General features: G+C 45.8%; 19 protein-coding genes and 1 pseudogene. 7 read left to right on the top strand and 13 right to left on the bottom strand.

The window, feature by feature from the left end; genetic code table 11:
• Nucleotides 1–35: 35 nt before the first annotated feature.
• The 11 genes from B0180_RS09665 to B0180_RS09615 form a co-directional block, all read right to left on the bottom strand.
• Nucleotides 36–395, bottom strand: coding sequence for a hypothetical protein (locus B0180_RS09665; protein WP_078256718.1), 360 nt, complete (start codon nucleotides 393–395; stop codon nucleotides 36–38).
• A gap of 50 nt (nucleotides 396–445) precedes the next feature.
• Nucleotides 446–1,216, bottom strand: a complete 771-nt coding sequence (gene tam / locus B0180_RS09660; RefSeq protein ID WP_078256717.1) for a trans-aconitate 2-methyltransferase — start codon at nucleotides 1,214–1,216, stop codon at nucleotides 446–448.
• A gap of 11 nt (nucleotides 1,217–1,227) precedes the next feature.
• A complete protein-coding gene (locus B0180_RS09655) occupies nucleotides 1,228–1,683 on the bottom strand; it encodes a DMT family transporter (protein ID WP_078256716.1) in 456 nt (151 codons plus the stop codon).
• A 34-nt stretch (nucleotides 1,684–1,717) separates the two neighbouring features.
• Nucleotides 1,718–2,311: an RICIN domain-containing protein gene (locus tag B0180_RS09650; RefSeq protein WP_078256715.1), complete on the bottom strand. Its 594-nt coding sequence runs from the start codon at nucleotides 2,309–2,311 to the stop codon at nucleotides 1,718–1,720.
• Between the two features lie 80 nt (nucleotides 2,312–2,391).
• The gene (locus B0180_RS09645) at nucleotides 2,392–3,255 is read right to left on the bottom strand and encodes a DMT family transporter (RefSeq protein WP_049237929.1); all 864 of its coding nucleotides are present in this window, start codon (nucleotides 3,253–3,255) and stop codon (nucleotides 2,392–2,394) included.
• Nucleotides 3,256–3,301: 46 nt separating this feature from the next.
• Nucleotides 3,302–3,742, bottom strand: a complete 441-nt coding sequence (locus B0180_RS09640) for a thioesterase family protein (RefSeq protein ID WP_078256714.1) — start codon at nucleotides 3,740–3,742, stop codon at nucleotides 3,302–3,304.
• Nucleotides 3,743–3,820: 78 nt separating this feature from the next.
• Nucleotides 3,821–4,972: a bifunctional 2-methylcitrate synthase/citrate synthase gene (gene prpC / locus B0180_RS09635; RefSeq protein ID WP_078256713.1), complete on the bottom strand. Its 1,152-nt coding sequence runs from the start codon at nucleotides 4,970–4,972 to the stop codon at nucleotides 3,821–3,823.
• Between the two features lie 126 nt (nucleotides 4,973–5,098).
• Nucleotides 5,099–5,872, bottom strand: coding sequence for a sulfite exporter TauE/SafE family protein (locus tag B0180_RS09630; RefSeq protein ID WP_078256712.1), 774 nt, complete (start codon nucleotides 5,870–5,872; stop codon nucleotides 5,099–5,101).
• 139 nt (nucleotides 5,873–6,011) lie between these two features.
• Entirely contained in the window at nucleotides 6,012–6,902 is an 891-nt protein-coding gene (prpB, locus tag B0180_RS09625; RefSeq protein WP_064610757.1) for a methylisocitrate lyase, read from the bottom strand.
• Between the two features lie 260 nt (nucleotides 6,903–7,162).
• On the bottom strand, nucleotides 7,163–8,116 hold the full coding sequence (locus B0180_RS09620; RefSeq protein ID WP_053088790.1) for a LysR family transcriptional regulator: 954 nt from the start codon (nucleotides 8,114–8,116) through the stop codon (nucleotides 7,163–7,165).
• A 114-nt stretch (nucleotides 8,117–8,230) separates the two neighbouring features.
• Complete coding sequence (locus tag B0180_RS09615; protein ID WP_078256711.1) at nucleotides 8,231–9,466, bottom strand: anhydro-N-acetylmuramic acid kinase; 1,236 nt, start codon at nucleotides 9,464–9,466, stop codon at nucleotides 8,231–8,233.
• Nucleotides 9,467–9,629: 163 nt separating this feature from the next.
• Here B0180_RS09615 and tyrS point away from each other — a divergent pair, with 163 nt between their 5' ends.
• From tyrS to B0180_RS10090, 5 genes are all read left to right on the top strand, one after another.
• Nucleotides 9,630–10,844: a tyrosine--tRNA ligase gene (tyrS, locus tag B0180_RS09610; protein ID WP_078256710.1), complete on the top strand. Its 1,215-nt coding sequence runs from the start codon at nucleotides 9,630–9,632 to the stop codon at nucleotides 10,842–10,844.
• Nucleotides 10,845–10,911: 67 nt separating this feature from the next.
• The gene (gene yczE / locus B0180_RS09605; protein WP_078256709.1) at nucleotides 10,912–11,565 is read left to right on the top strand and encodes a membrane protein YczE; all 654 of its coding nucleotides are present in this window, start codon (nucleotides 10,912–10,914) and stop codon (nucleotides 11,563–11,565) included.
• Between the two features lie 7 nt (nucleotides 11,566–11,572).
• Nucleotides 11,573–11,809 (top strand): DUF1653 domain-containing protein, encoded by a 237-nt coding sequence (locus B0180_RS09600; protein WP_208609402.1) that lies wholly within the window; start codon nucleotides 11,573–11,575, stop codon nucleotides 11,807–11,809.
• Nucleotides 11,791–12,387, top strand: a complete 597-nt coding sequence (locus tag B0180_RS09595; RefSeq protein WP_078256707.1) for a GNAT family N-acetyltransferase — start codon at nucleotides 11,791–11,793, stop codon at nucleotides 12,385–12,387. Before B0180_RS09600 ends, B0180_RS09595 begins: the two co-directional genes overlap by 19 nt.
• Nucleotides 12,380–12,577: an FKBP-type peptidyl-prolyl cis-trans isomerase gene (locus B0180_RS10090; RefSeq protein ID WP_143821302.1), complete on the top strand. Its 198-nt coding sequence runs from the start codon at nucleotides 12,380–12,382 to the stop codon at nucleotides 12,575–12,577. The genes B0180_RS09595 and B0180_RS10090 overlap by 8 nt, the downstream gene beginning before the upstream one ends.
• Nucleotides 12,578–12,579: 2 nt before the next feature.
• Here the strand turns inward: B0180_RS10090 and B0180_RS10345 are convergent.
• Nucleotides 12,580–12,675, bottom strand: a pseudogene (locus B0180_RS10345) (metal ABC transporter permease); the annotation flags it as partial.
• An 81-nt stretch (nucleotides 12,676–12,756) separates the two neighbouring features.
• On the opposite strand from B0180_RS10345, the gene B0180_RS09585 reads away from it, so the two are divergent.
• Nucleotides 12,757–13,371: an IS607 family transposase gene (locus B0180_RS09585; protein WP_078256705.1), complete on the top strand. Its 615-nt coding sequence runs from the start codon at nucleotides 12,757–12,759 to the stop codon at nucleotides 13,369–13,371.
• Nucleotides 13,368–14,822 (top strand): hypothetical protein, encoded by a 1,455-nt coding sequence (locus B0180_RS09580; protein WP_078256704.1) that lies wholly within the window; start codon nucleotides 13,368–13,370, stop codon nucleotides 14,820–14,822. The genes B0180_RS09585 and B0180_RS09580 overlap by 4 nt, the downstream gene beginning before the upstream one ends.
• Nucleotides 14,823–14,985: 163 nt before the next feature.
• On the opposite strand, the gene B0180_RS10340 is transcribed toward B0180_RS09580, so the two are convergent.
• A complete protein-coding gene (locus B0180_RS10340) occupies nucleotides 14,986–15,381 on the bottom strand; it encodes a metal ABC transporter permease (RefSeq protein WP_276526508.1) in 396 nt (131 codons plus the stop codon).
• Nucleotides 15,382–15,472: the final 91 nt, after the last annotated feature.

Raw genomic sequence — 15,472 nt, 5'->3', positions numbered from 1 at the left:
TCATATTGGCTACTCCGTTGGTTGATGGTTTATGTTTATGAGATAAAATAAATTCTGCCAAATTCTATTGGTGTTTCTATGTTTAATGCAGTTATGGCTTGGTCATTGAGCAATTTGATTTTTTCCATTGCCAAATCCAATTCGCTTTGCCGACGGATTAAATCGCCAATGACCACAAAAATCGGTGAAATTTGATTAATGCTTAATAAAAATTGATAATAAGACGGCAAAACTTGCGGTTTTCGTGTTCGTGGTACCAAAATATTGTTAAACATTCGGCTGTAAACATAAATATGGTCTTGGTCGTGTTCATAAATCAAAATGTGTTTATGATACCTGTCTTTGCCAATTTCATCTATGGGTTGTTTGGTGATGATTAAACTACATAGCGACATATTTCATTTTCTTTATTTAAATCATGACTGACATTTAAAATTTACGATGATTAACGCTTGGTCGCCACCACAAACAGCCTTGGCAATGCCAATAAAATACAGCCATCCGCTTGGGTGGGATAGGCTTGGCTAAGTGCCTGCACATACTCATCAATAAACGCTTGCTGTTGGTTGTCATCAAGTTTTGCCAAATACGGACGCATTGCCGTACTGCCAAACCACTGAGCAATACTTGCCACACTTGGCAACACATGATAATAAGTGGTACGCCAAATATCCACGCCACAGCCTGCTTGTGTCAAAACGCCATAATAATCATCAACGCCCAACATCACAGGACGCACCGCCACATCGGACAGCTTGGCATGCCATTTGGGGTGCTTGGCAACATCACGCATCAAACGGTGCGATGGCTCATTTAAATTATCGGGCATTTGCACCGCCAGCACGCCACCATCTGCCAGATTTGCCACCAGCCTAGGCAACAGCTCACGCTGGTTGGGCGACCACTGCAAAGACGCATTAGCAAAAATCACATCTTGGGGCGTATCTGCCTGCCACTGATGAAAATCGGCTTGGATAAAGTTAACTTGTGGCAATCTGGCTTGGGCAGTTTTTATCATGTCTGGTGAGCTGTCCACACCGATGATATGAGCATCTGGCCAGTTTTTGTACAAAAGTTCGGTGCTATTGGCAGGACCACAGCCCAAATCCGTGATACAGCGTGCCTGATGATGAGCAATAAAAGCCAGTAGCTCCTTGGCAGGGCGAGTGCGTTCGTCTAAAAACTGCGCGTAGTTTTTGGCGTTCCAGTCGTTCATTGGCTTATCCTTTATTTTTCTGCCCAAATTAACACCCCGCCACCAATAGCAATCAATGCCAAACCAAATAGCTTAATTGGCTCAATTTTTCTTACTTCCAAGCCCAAAAAGCCATAATGAGCTAACAGCGTGGCAAATAGCATTTGCCCCAAAAACACCCACAAAAGCGTACTGGCAGAGCCAATTTTTGGGGCGGCGATAAACATAAACAAAATATAAAAACTACCCAAAAATCCTGTCAAATACTGCCACCACTGGGCATTTTTTATATTTGGTGGTTGCACCCCACCACTTAGTACAAAAGACAATAGCAAAGAAGCGATAGTACCACCCAAATATAAATAAAAGGTCGCTTGAATTTGTGAAGCATTACTGCTTTGGCGAAAGCTACTGACCATCGCCAGTTGCAAGGGAATAATCGCTCCACCCAATAGGCTGATTAGAACATAGGGTAAACTGCTTTTCATCGTAACACCTTGATTTAGACGCTAAGAAAAACTATTATTTCACTTCATAAAACACCCACTGCGACTGTGCCAAAGGTGCATTTTCACATTTTTGCATAGATAACGTCCGCCAGCGGTGCGTCTCATCAAAGGTAGAATCAGAGTCCGCCCCTGCCGTCAAGCAAAGTCCAGAGCCGACAAGCTCAATACGCCCATCATCACGATAGCTAAAGTGCTGTAAATATTGGCTCTCCAAAAACGGACTGCGCTCACCGCACGCCCTTGGCATGACCGCCGCCCCTGCCAAGACGCTTTGATTGATCCCTGCGGCGGTGGCACAGGCGTTATAAGCAGGAAAGCGGATTTTGCCGTCCGCTTGCCATGTTACCGCTTCATCTTCGTACAAGCCGGGTTTGCAGTTATGCACTGTCATTGGCATATCAAAACGAACATAATCACCAGAACCCAAAATATCCAAACAATAGCCATCATCACGGTCAAGATTGTTTGCCAAACGCAGCTGCCCGATTTTGTCAATCGGTGGCGGTGGGTGCTTGGTTTTGGTTTGGGGCTGTTTGGCACACGCCATCAAGGGCAAAACCAGTGATAACACACACGCCATCAGCACAGGATAAGAAAAAGGTTTCATAGATTACTCATCAAACGGATTAAAAGTGCTGATTGTAGCAGGTTTGTTGGCTTTGTACTTTATTGTTTGACCACCATCAACTAATCATGTTTGGTTTGATGTAATAGTCCCAACGCTCCTATGACCATCAATGTCCCCACCATGTCCCAAAGACCAAGTGATACATCAAAAAACCACCAAGCCAACACTGCTGCAAAAATAGGATTAAGCAAATGAAAAGCAGAAGCCTTTGCTGAGCCAAACCAACGCACCAAATAAAACCACATAAGCATTGCTATAACAGACACTACAATGACCTGATACCATACTGATATGGCAAATACAGGCTCGCTCATGGCAGACATCCACTGACTGGGAGTAGACACCAGCAACAATATCAATCCAGCTAATAAGTTTTGGACACCTGTCAAAGGTAAGACCCTATGGTCATGAGCTTTAAACTGATAAAACAATGTGCCAGCCGCCAATGCCAACATACCCAAGACCGTCCAAATCACCCCAATTGAAAAACTTGCATGTGGCATTCTGGTTGACAACACAACATACACGCCAATAAAGCCAAGCAAAATTGCCACCCATTGCAACCACAACCAACGCCGAGCAATCAGTGATACCACAAACGTAGTAACAAAGGGCATGGTAGAAACCAATAAAACCACCAATTCTGGTGAAACGGTCTGCAAACCTGTATAAGACCACCCAAGATATAACACATAATTAAATAGTGCCAAGATGAGTCCATGTACCCACAAGGTTTTATTACGCCACTGAACCAGTGAACCACGCTCCATGATAAAGCTGATGATAAAAATCAGCACGCCTGCCAATAAAAATCGCAAACTTAATCCATCTAATGGCGGTAGCCGAAGCACCATATATTTACCAGCAATAAATGCTGATGACCATAACAAACTAAACAATACACCAAATGCAAAACGAAACATAGAACTTCCTTCCTAATATTTCTTTGCTAAATTTTATGTTGTTTTTTTAACGCCATTCAATCACTTTGCCACCAATAACCGCTGTTTGGCTATTCACATGATTGGCAAATTTTTGTTTATCCACAATCACACGCTTGTGTTTGCCATGCCCCATCAAGACATCCTGACAATAAACTTCCACTTGCCATGTAACAGAGCGTTTGCCAATATCTATGCATACACAAGACACATCAAGCACCGCTCCTTCGGAACAAGCAGCATCATGCACCATGTCAATTACTAATCCTAGCGAACCTTCGCCATCATCCAAATGTTTGGCGACATCAAGATGCTCAATGCACACCCATTCCATCAAGCCCACCAAAAATCCTGTGGCAAATACTGAGGGCATGGCAGCAAAATGAGCAGATTCAGGATATAAATTAGGTACGCCTTTATTATGTGGTACCGTATAACACATCTGATGACGGTCGTTTAATACAATCATCTTGCAGTCTCCTTTTTTTACCACTTAACAATAACTTAGCCAAAATAGGCTACCCTGTGTTGAGTAGCCCATTTTTTATTAACGCTCATTCATCGGTACAAACGCCAAATCATCAGGACCTGTGTAGTTAGCAGACGGGCGGATGATTTTGCCGTCTTGACGCTGTTCTAGCACATGAGCTGACCAGCCTGTGGTGCGAGCGATGACAAATAGCGGCGTAAACATGGCGGTAGGCACGCCCATTTTTTGATAGGACACCGCCGAGAACCAGTCAAGATTTGGGAACATCTTTTTCTCATTCCACATCAAGGTCTCCAAGCGTTCAGCGATGTCAAACAGTCGCATATCGCCAGTCTCTACCGATAGGTCTTTGGCGACTTCTTTGATGACGACATTACGTGGGTCGGACACCGTATAGACAGGATGACCAAAGCCGATGACGATTTCTTTTTTGGCGATACGCTCACGGATGTCAGCTTCGGCATCATCGGCACCCCGATAGCGTTTTTGGATGTCGTACGCCACTTCATTGGCACCGCCGTGTTTTGGACCTTTGAGCGCCCCGATAGAGCCTGTGATGCACGAATAGATGTCCGAGCCTGTGCCCGCGATGACACGGCTGGTAAAGGTGGAGGCGTTAAACTCATGCTCAGCATATAAGATGAGCGAGATGTGCATGGCTTTGACGTGGGATTCGCTTGGGCGTTTGCCATGCAGCATGTGTAAGAAATGTCCGCCGATGCTGTCCTCGATGCTCTCTACATTGATGCGTTTGCCATTGTGGCTGTATTGATACCAATAAAGCAGCATGGAGCCAAGAGAAGCGATGAGTTTATCGGCGATGTCTCGGGCTTCTGACGCAGGTTGGCTTTCACGCTCAGGGAACACACAGCCCAGCATAGATACACCCGTACGCATGACGTCCATAGGGTGGGTGTGAGCAGGCAGGCTTTCTAGGACTTCAATCACACGAATCGGCAAGCCACGCAAGGATTTGAGTTTGGCTTTATAAGCGGCAAGCTCAGATTTGTTAGGTAAATGACCATGGATAAGCAAATGGGCAACTTCTTCAAACTCGCAGTGTTTGGCAAGGTCAAGGATGTCATAGCCGCGATAGGACAAGTCATTGCCTGAGCGACCAACGGTACACAAGGCGGTGTTGCCAGCTGGCACGCCAGATAAAGCGACGGATTTTTTGGGTTTGAAAGTGGGGGTTTGAGTGTCTGCCATGTTAATCTCCTTATGAATGGCGTTACCGTCAGACGGTGATATGCTGCCAAAGACGATACGTGCTTTGGTGGCGGTTAAATCCTAAGTGTGAACTGTTGGGCTATGATCGCCTACAAATTCATATCATCACGCAGTCAGTTGCGCGATCCCTGACTGTCCTATTTTTAGTGCTAATACCAATAAAATACCAAAAATCAGCAGTTTAAATACTGTCGTACTGATGATGGTACGCAGGCGAATACCGCCAAATAAACCAAGCATCGACACAGCGGTTAAGATGATTAGTAGCGCATATTCACCATAACCAAAGGCGCGATATTCACCTTGTAATAAAAATATCTGCACCAATTTACCCAGTAAGTAGCACAGATTGCTTGCTTTGGCGATGCGGTTTTTGTCATCGGTTTGACTGAATAAAAATATCAGTAAAATCGGCGACATGGCATTGGTTGCACCGCCGACGATGCCAGCAATGAGCCCAAAGGCTGCCATGCTAAACCGTCCTGTAGGCACTGTCAGCGCACCTACCTTGCCTGTCATCGACAAAAGCCCATGCCCAGCATAGTACAGTGTCACCGCCGCCATCATCACATACAGCCAAGCGACTGGCAAAACCAGCAAAAGCTGAACACCAATGATCCCGCCGATCACGCTCATCACCGCAAGCAGTCGATAATGCTGGGCGTAATATCTCAGCTCATCAATCAGCGAGCCTTGATTATTAGTGCACAGCACCAACAAGCTCATGAGCAGGCTAGGTATCGCAACGATGGCGACTGCTTGCGATAGCGGCATCAAAAATGCCAAAGCGCTGGTCGCAATCATCGGAAATCCCATGCCAGTGATTCCGTGTAAGATGGCTGCGACACCAAAAATCAGCGCTTGAAAACTTTCAGACATCGATTGTGCCTTTTGTAAATAAGTGACATTACCCAAATGGCTAATATAGCTTATTTACTCAGCCTTGACCATAAAAATAAAAACTGTTTTTATGATCAAAGCAACTTAAAATTACCATCAAATCATGGTAAAGATTGGATTACTTTTGACGAAATAGCTCGTCTAACTTTTGTTCAAAAGCATGATAATTTAAGAAATCATAAAGCTCCATGCGCGTCTGCATGGTATCGACGACCGAAGTTTGGACGCCTTCGTCTTTGAGCGTTTGATAGACATTGAGCGCCGCTTTATTCATCGCGCGAAACGCAGACAGTGGATAGAGCACCATGTCCACGCCCACATTAAACAGCTCATCGGTGGTGTATAAATCGGTTTGACCAAATTCGGTCATGTTGGCAAGCACAGGAATATCCAGCACATCGGTAAATTTGCGATACTGATTGATGTCTGTCAAGGCTTCGGCAAAAATCATATCCGCGCCTGCCTCTTGGAATGCCACCGCACGCTCAACCGCCGCATCCAAGCCTTCGACAGCCAAGGCGTCCGTACGCGCCATCACCACAAAGTCAGGATCAACTTTGGCGTCCAAAGCCGCTTTTAGGCGATCGATCATTTCTGCTGTCGAGACGATTTCTTTATTTGGGCGATGACCGCAGCGTTTTTGGGCGATTTGGTCTTCGATATGCACTGCTGCGACGCCTGCTTTTTCCATTTGTTTGATGGTGTTGGCGATATTGAACGCGCCGCCCCAACCTGTATCAATGTCCACCAAAAGCGGCGTATCTACCGCATTGGTGATGCGCGTGGCGTCAGTGAGCACATCATTTAGGCTTGTCATGCCCAAATCAGGCAGACCAAATGAAGCATTGGCGACACCGCCACCCGATAAATAAATGGCTTTATGCCCAACTTGTGTTGCCATCATGGCAGTATAAGCATTGATGGTGCCGACGATTTGTAAGGGCTTGTTGTTGGCTTTTTCGCTAGTGATGGCGTCGCGGAAACGGCGACCGGCAGAAACTTGACTCATATCATTTTCCTTATGCTATTAATCAGTTGTAATCAGATGGCTATGATAAAATGGCTTTTGTTTAACTATACCCCAATTTTTGTTGGCTGTCAGCAAATACAGTACAAATGTTCAGTAAAATTTAAAAGGGTTCCTTCTTATATTATGCAAATTATAAATAATAATTTTAAAATTTCACATAATTAACCCAAAACTTATTTACAAAACACATAATTTTGCCCATTTTCATTTACAAAAACACAACAAATAACCCATTTGCCCTAATTTGGCTCATCCACCAAAGGGGTAGGCACCTGGATGTGATGGCGCTCATACACACTTAGGATAGCACCGTGCAAAGTGGCGAGATTGGGTAGGGGATTATGCGCCAAGGTGTTGATGTACATGGGCGATGTAAACTCATGCGCCAAAGGCAGGTAGCTGATTTGGTCGGTGCGGACGGTTTTTAGGCTATCAGGCACAATGGTAAAGCCTTCGCTTGCGGCGACCATGGCGAGTGCCACTTGGATATCACGCACGCGTACATGATTTCTAGGCTGCGTCTGGGTCTGCTCAAACAGTTGTAGCAGCGGATCGGTTTCTGTCAAGCCGGCTTGGGGGTTGGGGGTTTTGTGATACAAAATCAGTGTATCGGTGGTCAGATCTGATAGGGCGATTGGTGCGGCAGCGTTTTTGGCTAAATAATGCCATTTTGGCACAGCCAACACAAACGGCTCATGACGCAAAAAAGTCTGATGAATCAAAGGGTCATGACAAACAAAACGACCAAAGCCCACATCGATCTCACCAGATTTTAAGGCGCTGACCTGCTGCTCAAAGCTCATCTCAATGACTTTGATATCAAAATCAGGGTGCGTGCCATCAATGTCTTGTCTAAGCTGAGAGATCACTTCTGGTAATAGCCCATACAATACAGACACCACCGAGCCGATGATCAGACGGTTTTGGCGACCATCACCAAAGCGTCGCGTCAGTGCCATGGCTTGCTCAAGCTCATGCAGTGGCTGCTTGATATGACGATACAAAAACTCTCCAGCATCAGTCAATGCCATCGGACGATGATGGCGCTCAAATAATTCAACTTGCAAGTTTTCTTCAAGCTGCTGAATCTGACGGCTCAAAGACGGCTGTGATAACCCCAAGACTTTGGCAGATTGGCTGACACTGCCTGTGCCTGCCAAATGCAAAAAATACCCCAATTGCCGAAATTCCATAAGTGCACCTTATTCAGCGTTGATTGATCCTATAAATCATAGCACCATTTGCTGTCATTTACCACCGCACGCACGCCGCTCATAGCGTGGGCTTTGGCGGCTGTATCTTAAAAATCAAAAACACACTTGACCAAGCACGACCGCTTTGGATGCGCCAGTGACGGCAGGAATATTGCCTGTGCGCCCTAAGATGTTTTGGCGTGCAAGCCAAGCAAATGCCATCCCCTCAACCAATGCCACATCGATGCCGAGGCTACTGGTTGGCTTGACCGACAAACTGGGCAGATGTGCTTGCAGGCGAGCCATCAGATAGGCATTTTTTGCACCGCCGCCGCACACCAGTACCACACCTGAATCAACCAAGCGAGCAATCTGCTCGGCGGCGCTGACGGCGGTCAGCTCACATAAGGTGGTCTGTACATCGACAGGGCTGTAGCGTAAATTTGGGTGGCTGTGTCCAAGCTGACCGAGCATGGCATCTAGCCATGACAGATGAAAATCCTCGCGACCTGTGCTTTTTGGGGGCGGTTTGGCAAAAAAAGGATGATCAAGCAGCAGCTCAAGCAGCGGCTCAATCACTTGTCCTTCTGCCGCCCATGTGCCATCTTTATCATAAGTAGTGCCTGTATGCCGTGCGATCCATGCGTCCATGAGCAGATTGGCAACGCCTGTATCAAAGCCTATCGGCGTGCCTTGACCGTCGTAGTCAAGTAAGGTGATGTTCGCGATACCGCCTAAGTTGAGCACCGCTTTGATGCTCTGATCATTGCCAAACATCGCCTGATGAAACGCAGGCACAAGCGGCGCACCTTGTCCGCCGACCGCCATGTCGCGGCGGCGAAAATCACTGACCACAGCAATGCCAGTATGCTCAGCCAAGACATTGGGGTCTAACAGCTGCAGGCTGAACGACCACTCTGGGCGGTGGCGCACGGTCTGCCCATGACAGCCAATGGCGCTGACTTGTTCGTCACTGATTTGGGCTTTTTCAAGCAGCTCTAGCACCACTTGCGCAGCAAAGGTGGCATAATACACGCTTGCCCAGCCATAGACATCCAGTTCACTTTGAAAGCTAAGCTGATGGGTTTGGATGAATTTGTCTGCACCATTGGGCGTGGTTAACGATAATAAAGCGTGCTGCAAATCCTCAGGAAAGGGCAGGCTATGACTGGCAACCATCTCAACCACACGCCCATCATCGCCCTCAAAAAACTGACACAGTACCGCATCCATGCCATCTAAGCTTGTACCGCTCATCATGCCAATAAAATAAGGTGCTTCATCTATGATCGTCGCGGCGTCCAAGTTTTCGCCAAAAATTTCTTCTAAAAAGTCTGCTGATACCGTCATGATTTGCCAACATTTACATCATACAAAAACTTAAGCATAACAAATTTTTAACTTTGGTGATACGAATTTTTGATAAAAGGCGTGATGCAGGATGACTTTTTGGCGATTTTTGCTATAATCAAGGCGATTTTTTGAGTTTATGATTTGAATAAAGGCGATGACCATGAGCGACTTTCTCCCCACTGACGACCAACTAGAACTTATCATGCGTGGCGTGAATGAAATTTATTCCAAAGAAGATTTGGTAAAAAAACTAGAACAAAACCGCCCATTACGCATCAAGCTTGGCATGGACCCCACCGCCCCAGATTTGCATTTTGGGCATACGGTGGTGCTCAACAAACTGCGTCATTTTCAGGACTTGGGGCATGAAGTGCTGTTTTTGATTGGCGACTACACCGCCCGCATCGGCGACCCGTCTGGCAAAAACGCCACCCGTCCGCCACTCACCGAAGCAGATGTCAAAGCCAACGCCCAAACCTATGCCGAGCAAGTCTTTAAGATTTTGGATAAAGACAAAACCAAAATCGTCTTTAACTCAGAGTGGTTTTCTAAGATGAGTGCAGGCGACATGATACAGTTGGCAAGCCAAGTTACTGTGTCTAGAATGTTAGAGCGTGATGACTTTGCCAAGCGATATGACAGCCAAACGCCGATTGCCATTCATGAGTTTTTGTATCCGCTGGTACAAGGCTACGACAGCATCGCACTAGATGCCGATGTGGAGCTTGGTGGTAATGACCAAACCTTTAACCTGCTGATGGGGCGTACGCTGCAAGGTCGCTATGGCAAAGAGCCGCAAGTGTGCATTACCATGCCGATTTTGGAAGGCTTGGACGGCGTACAAAAAATGAGCAAATCGCTGGGCAACTACATCGGCATCAATGACCCCGCTGGCGTGATGTACCAAAAAATCCTATCCATGCCCGACACGCTGATTGCTCGCTACTTTGAGCTACTTAGCTTTAAGCCGATGAGCGAAGTCAACGCCTTGCTTGATGACATGGCAAATGGGCGCAATCCCCAAGAGATTAAGCGCATCTTAGCCCTAGAACTCATTGAGCGTTTCCATGACAAAGACGCTGCCGACAACGCCCATAAGTCAGCAGGCAATCGCTTGGCGGATGGTGAGCTGCCTGTGGATTTGCCCGAAGTGAGCTTGTCTTTGAATGGTCAGGATAAATTGTTCATCACCCAAATCTTGAACCAAGCTGGCCTTGCCAAAAATTCTGCTCAGGCCAAAGACATGCTGTCTCGTGGGGCGGTCAAAGTGGACGGACAAGTGGTGGACGCAAGCTTTGCCTTAGAAGCAGGTCAAACGGTGGTGATTCAAGCAGGCAAAAAGGCGTATGCCAAAGTTTCGGTGCAATCAGCCTAAACACAGTGGAATATTGAAAAACCGTTTTTTTTGTAAAATCTGCTTTATCGGTCAAAGGAGCAGCCTAATGAAAAAACGCGTTTTACCCAACACCCCATGGAGCAACACATCCTATTGGACGCTCAAAGCCAAACCCCTTGCCATGCTGTGTGCGTCGCTCAGTCTGTTTGGGTTTGGCGAAGCCTTGCTACTCAAATCACAACTGGGCTCATCCCCTTGGACAGTATTTGCTCAGGGACTTGCTGTGCAGACAGGCTTAAATATTGGGATTTTTACCTTTATCATCAGTTGTGGCGTGTTGGCACTGTGGTTACCGCTTAAACAAAGATTTGGCTTGGGAACGGTGTTAAATATCTGTATCATCGCCCTAAGTTTGGGGCTGTTTGATGTTTGGCTGCCTGTGGTGGATGATTTGGTGTGGCAAATCCTACTGGCTGTACTGGGCGTGGTCATCGTTGGTATTGCGTCTAGCCTTTATTTGACATCGCACATGGGCGCAGGTCCGCGAGATGGCTTGATGGTGGGCTTGACGCAGCTGACAGGTCTGAAAGTGGGTGTGATTCGCACTTTTTTGGAAGGTACAGTGTGCCTGATAGGCTGGCTGCTTGGTGGCGTGGTGGGCTTGGCGACACTGCTGTTTGCCTTTGGGGTGGGGTGGGTGGTGCAGGTGTCGCTGGATGTGCTGTTTAAGATTTATCCACAAACATCCATGATTAAGTGAGGGCTTGATGAATAAAATAACCACAGGCATTTATCGCCATTATAAAGGCAATCTTTATCAGGTATTAGATGTTGCCACCCATTCAGAGACCACCGAAAAGTTAGTGGTTTATCGCGCCTTGTATGGCGAGTATGGCGTGTGGGTGCGACCTGTGGCGATGTTTTGTGAGATGGTGCAAGTGGGCGGTGTTGCCACCCCAAGATTTACACGCATTAAGGAGCTATCATGCCCCCCAAAACCCTGACCCTACCTGATGATTTTGTGCTGTCTTTAACAGGTGTACGCATTGAGCCACTCAACCTTGGCCACCATGACGACCTTGTGCAGGCATGCCAAGACGGCGCACTTTGGACACTAAACTACGCCAATGTGCCAAGCCCTGATAAGATGGCAGACTATATCATGCTTGGGCTAAATACCGCTGACCGTATCGCCTTTGCTGTCATTGATGAGCGCATAGGCAAAGCGATTGGCACGACCAGTTTTCATGATATTTTGCCTGCTTGCCTGCGCCTTGAAATCGGCTATACATGGTACGCCCAAAGCGTTTGGCGCACGCACATCAATACCACGTGCAAATTTTTATTATTACAATACGCTTTCGAACAGCTCGGCTATCGTACGGTAGGTTTGCGTGCCAGTTTGGACAATGTCCGCTCACAAACCGCCATAGAACGACTGGGTGCCAAAAAAGACGGCATCATCCGTGGTCATCGCATTTATAAAGATGGCAAAATTTCTGACACCGTCATGTACAGTATGACTGCTAATGAATGGCAAGACGCTAAACCCAACCTACTATCAAGGCTTCACCATGACTGATTTTCACATCACCGACATCATCACAGGCACAGGTAAATCCGCCGAGCGTGGGGCGTTAATTACCGCCCATTATATCGGCACTTTGGCGGATGGCACAGTTGATAGCTCACACAGTCGTGGCGCGCCGTTTGAGTGTGTCATCGGCACACCCAACCAAAATGCCAAAACCACCCCAGGAAATACCGCATGAGAGATGGCATCCCCCGTCAAAGACCAGCCTTTTAGGACGATATAGCAAGATAAAATTGCACAGACCACCGCCACCGCAGAGATTAGCGCATGTTGCATAAAGGTGTGGCTAAATGGTTGACAACAGCAAACCAAATCTGTGATACTTTGCTATATAAACCGCTACTTTGAATACTGCCAATGTCAAGCATTAGAATCTCTGAACTTGCGCGTTTGCTTGGCGTGACCAGTCAAACCATTCGCAAGTACGTCCGCCAAAATAAAATACCGCACCACCTATCCCCTAGTGGTCAATTATTCTTTACCAAAGAAGATGTTGATGCCATTGTTGGGGTCAAAGATTTACCGTCCAATAGGACGAGCGTATGGGTTCATTATGTCCGCTCAAGTTCTGGTAATCAGTCTATGATCAATAGTCAATTTGAAAAGCTTGAAGAGGCTTACGGGAAACCTGACTTTAAAATTCAAGATAGCGCCAGTGGCATGAATGAAAACCGTAAAGGATTAAATCAACTACTGGATTTGGTATTTGAAAACAAAGTCACTGATATAGCCGTTGTTCGCCAAGACAGACTGGCTCGATTTGGCATTAAATATCTTAACCGCGTGTTCTCTCAACATGGGGTACAGGTGCATGAACTTGCTCAGGTCGATGAAAAATTACTCCAAGATGAAATGATGGATGATTTTATGACCATCATCGCCAGTTTCTCAGGTCGGTTTTCTCAAATGAAATCTAGACAAGCCAAACTAGCCTTGCTTGAAAAAGCCAAAAACAGAGTAGATGCTGAATGACAACCGTGATGCGTGGCTATAATTTTGTAGCCAGTGATTACCTTGATGAAGGTGCTGTCAATAAAATCACAGCACTCATTTTGTCGTTGTCTAAAGAGATACAATGTATTCTATCTGATAAAGAACTGGTTAATAAATTACTACAAACACGCATCCGCTCAGGTGGTCATTTCAGAAATGACTTCTTAAAAATCCGACCACAACCAACTTGGACAAATGTGTACGGTAATAAAGCCAAATATTATCGCATTATCATCGAGCAAGTCCGAAGAAACCTACTGAGTTTAAAACAAAGACAGCAAATTGCTGAAATCTGTGCAAAATACAATTATGAATTTAGCCAAGACCTCAGAGATGCACTATGTGACCACAATTTATATCCAACCAACGCCACCGTCAAGAACATTTGTAAAGCCAAAGCAATGCCCGTGCAGGAAGTTGAGCTGGCGCAACTGGATTACACCACCGAAGATAAGCAAATCTCCGTAGTCGGCTTTGAAAATGGCGTTATTCATTCTAAGTTTCAGGTGAATGGTGAATGGTTGTCTATGGATGTTGGCATGCCGAGTCATGTCGCCTTTATACCTGAAGGGGTAACAAGACCTTGTTTTTACTTAAAAGATGACACATTATTAGTCAGATTTACCGTCAAGAAAACCATCCCTCTTGTTGAAACAGGCATTTGTATCGGGGTAGATTTGGGGTTGGTTAAGCCTTTTAGTGGGGCTGTACGCTTTGCCGATGCCAGTCATAGTAACGAGCTGTATTGTAGTAATGAGGCGAACCGTGTCAATCAAAAGATACAGCGATTACAAGTACATAAAGACGCCTTATTTCAAAAGAAATCACATATCGCCAAACTTCTAGTCAACAATAACTGTGAAAAGCTATTAGACAAATATCAAACCTTGGACGAGCAATACACAGCAGTTAGACACAAAATATCCAACCAAAAGGCTCATTTAGCCCGTTTGGTTGGTCGTGATGTCTTGGCTCACGCAGTCCACAATAACACTGATGTCGTTAAGCTTGAGCAATTAAGCTGGATTCGAGATAAAGAACATACCACATGGAATTTCGCCAAGACTCAACAAGCGATTGAAGAAAAAGCTGAGCTGTGTGGTGTATCTGTGGTCAAAGTGAGTGCTAAAAACACCTCACGAACCGATCCATTTACCAAGCAAGGAATTAAAGCCAATAGTAAGCGACAGCAAAAATCCAGTATCGGCACCCAAGACAGGGATTATCTAGCCAGTCTTGAGATTGCCACACGGCAAAAGAAAAAGCCAAGCTTACCACTATCAAGCATCTTAAGATGCGTTAAATCAAAACCGCCAATTCGTGAATTACCGTCACGCTATTGTGCTACTGTAGCAGCAATGCAGGTAGTAACCTTTAACGAGGTGCAAAGAGACTTCCAAAGTAATGCTAAGTATCATGAGTTACAATAGAAGTTTTAACGGTTCGGTGAACCACCACAAAACAGAATTTGACATAATTTGGCGAACCGATGAGCTGAATGACCGAGATTGTTTTTGTCTGAATCTGCCGTACTTTGGCGAAAATAAAAAGGCGATGATAAATAGCAGTGTCTGCACACATACAATAATACCTTCAGTGGCACCATCCAAAAAAATAACTCAAATACACCCCAAATCCACTGGTTATAACACCAATTGCGCCAGCGATCAAAATCAGCGCACGAAATTTATCAGTAAGCTGATAAGCAGTCGCCCCAGGTGTGATGACCATGGCAATGACCAAAATTGCACCGACTGTCTGCAAGGCAGAGACCACGCACGCACTTAGCAGGCTAAAAAAGAGCAATTTATAATATTTGGTCGATAAGCCCACCGCCTTGGCTTGAATTTCATCAAAAAACCACCAAAAAATCAAAGTCACGATCATAATAATAGTCACCTGCCACATATCTGTGTCAGCGATGCCCAAGATATTGCCAAAAATGATCTTATGTACATTGACCGCGGTAGGGTTTAGAGATGTGATCAACAGATCTGGCACAAAGTAAAAATAAATCTGATGACGGCATCCTCTGGCAGTCTGCCAATATATTTTATTATTAAAATCAACCCCTTACCAA

The organism is Moraxella canis, from assembly GCF_002014965.1.
Classification (GTDB): domain Bacteria; phylum Pseudomonadota; class Gammaproteobacteria; order Pseudomonadales; family Moraxellaceae; genus Moraxella; species Moraxella canis.
This window is presented reverse-complemented; position numbering and strand designations above follow the sequence as displayed.

Excerpts from the sequence above, each read along its gene's own strand:
- B0180_RS10090 (WP_143821302.1), top strand. The coding sequence starts at position 12,380 with ATGACTGATTTTCACATCACCGACATCATCACAGGCACAGGTAAATCC.
- B0180_RS09615 (WP_078256711.1), bottom strand. The coding sequence starts at position 9,466 with ATGACGGTATCAGCAGACTTTTTAGAAGAAATTTTTGGCGAAAACTTG.
- yczE (WP_078256709.1), top strand. The coding sequence starts at position 10,912 with ATGAAAAAACGCGTTTTACCCAACACCCCATGGAGCAACACATCCTAT.
- prpC (WP_078256713.1), bottom strand. The coding sequence starts at position 4,972 with ATGGCAGACACTCAAACCCCCACTTTCAAACCCAAAAAATCCGTCGCT.
- B0180_RS09650 (WP_078256715.1), bottom strand. The coding sequence starts at position 2,311 with ATGAAACCTTTTTCTTATCCTGTGCTGATGGCGTGTGTGTTATCACTG.
- B0180_RS09640 (WP_078256714.1), bottom strand. The coding sequence starts at position 3,742 with ATGATTGTATTAAACGACCGTCATCAGATGTGTTATACGGTACCACAT.
- B0180_RS09665 (WP_078256718.1), bottom strand. The coding sequence starts at position 395 with ATGTCGCTATGTAGTTTAATCATCACCAAACAACCCATAGATGAAATT.
- tam (WP_078256717.1), bottom strand. The coding sequence starts at position 1,216 with ATGAACGACTGGAACGCCAAAAACTACGCGCAGTTTTTAGACGAACGC.
- B0180_RS09580 (WP_078256704.1), top strand. The coding sequence starts at position 13,368 with ATGACAACCGTGATGCGTGGCTATAATTTTGTAGCCAGTGATTACCTT.
- B0180_RS09645 (WP_049237929.1), bottom strand. The coding sequence starts at position 3,255 with ATGTTTCGTTTTGCATTTGGTGTATTGTTTAGTTTGTTATGGTCATCA.
- prpB (WP_064610757.1), bottom strand. The coding sequence starts at position 6,902 with ATGAGTCAAGTTTCTGCCGGTCGCCGTTTCCGCGACGCCATCACTAGC.
- B0180_RS09600 (WP_208609402.1), top strand. The coding sequence starts at position 11,573 with ATGAATAAAATAACCACAGGCATTTATCGCCATTATAAAGGCAATCTT.
- B0180_RS09595 (WP_078256707.1), top strand. The coding sequence starts at position 11,791 with ATGCCCCCCAAAACCCTGACCCTACCTGATGATTTTGTGCTGTCTTTA.
- B0180_RS09655 (WP_078256716.1), bottom strand. The coding sequence starts at position 1,683 with ATGAAAAGCAGTTTACCCTATGTTCTAATCAGCCTATTGGGTGGAGCG.
- tyrS (WP_078256710.1), top strand. The coding sequence starts at position 9,630 with ATGAGCGACTTTCTCCCCACTGACGACCAACTAGAACTTATCATGCGT.
- B0180_RS09630 (WP_078256712.1), bottom strand. The coding sequence starts at position 5,872 with ATGTCTGAAAGTTTTCAAGCGCTGATTTTTGGTGTCGCAGCCATCTTA.
- B0180_RS09585 (WP_078256705.1), top strand. The coding sequence starts at position 12,757 with ATGTCAAGCATTAGAATCTCTGAACTTGCGCGTTTGCTTGGCGTGACC.
- B0180_RS09620 (WP_053088790.1), bottom strand. The coding sequence starts at position 8,116 with ATGGAATTTCGGCAATTGGGGTATTTTTTGCATTTGGCAGGCACAGGC.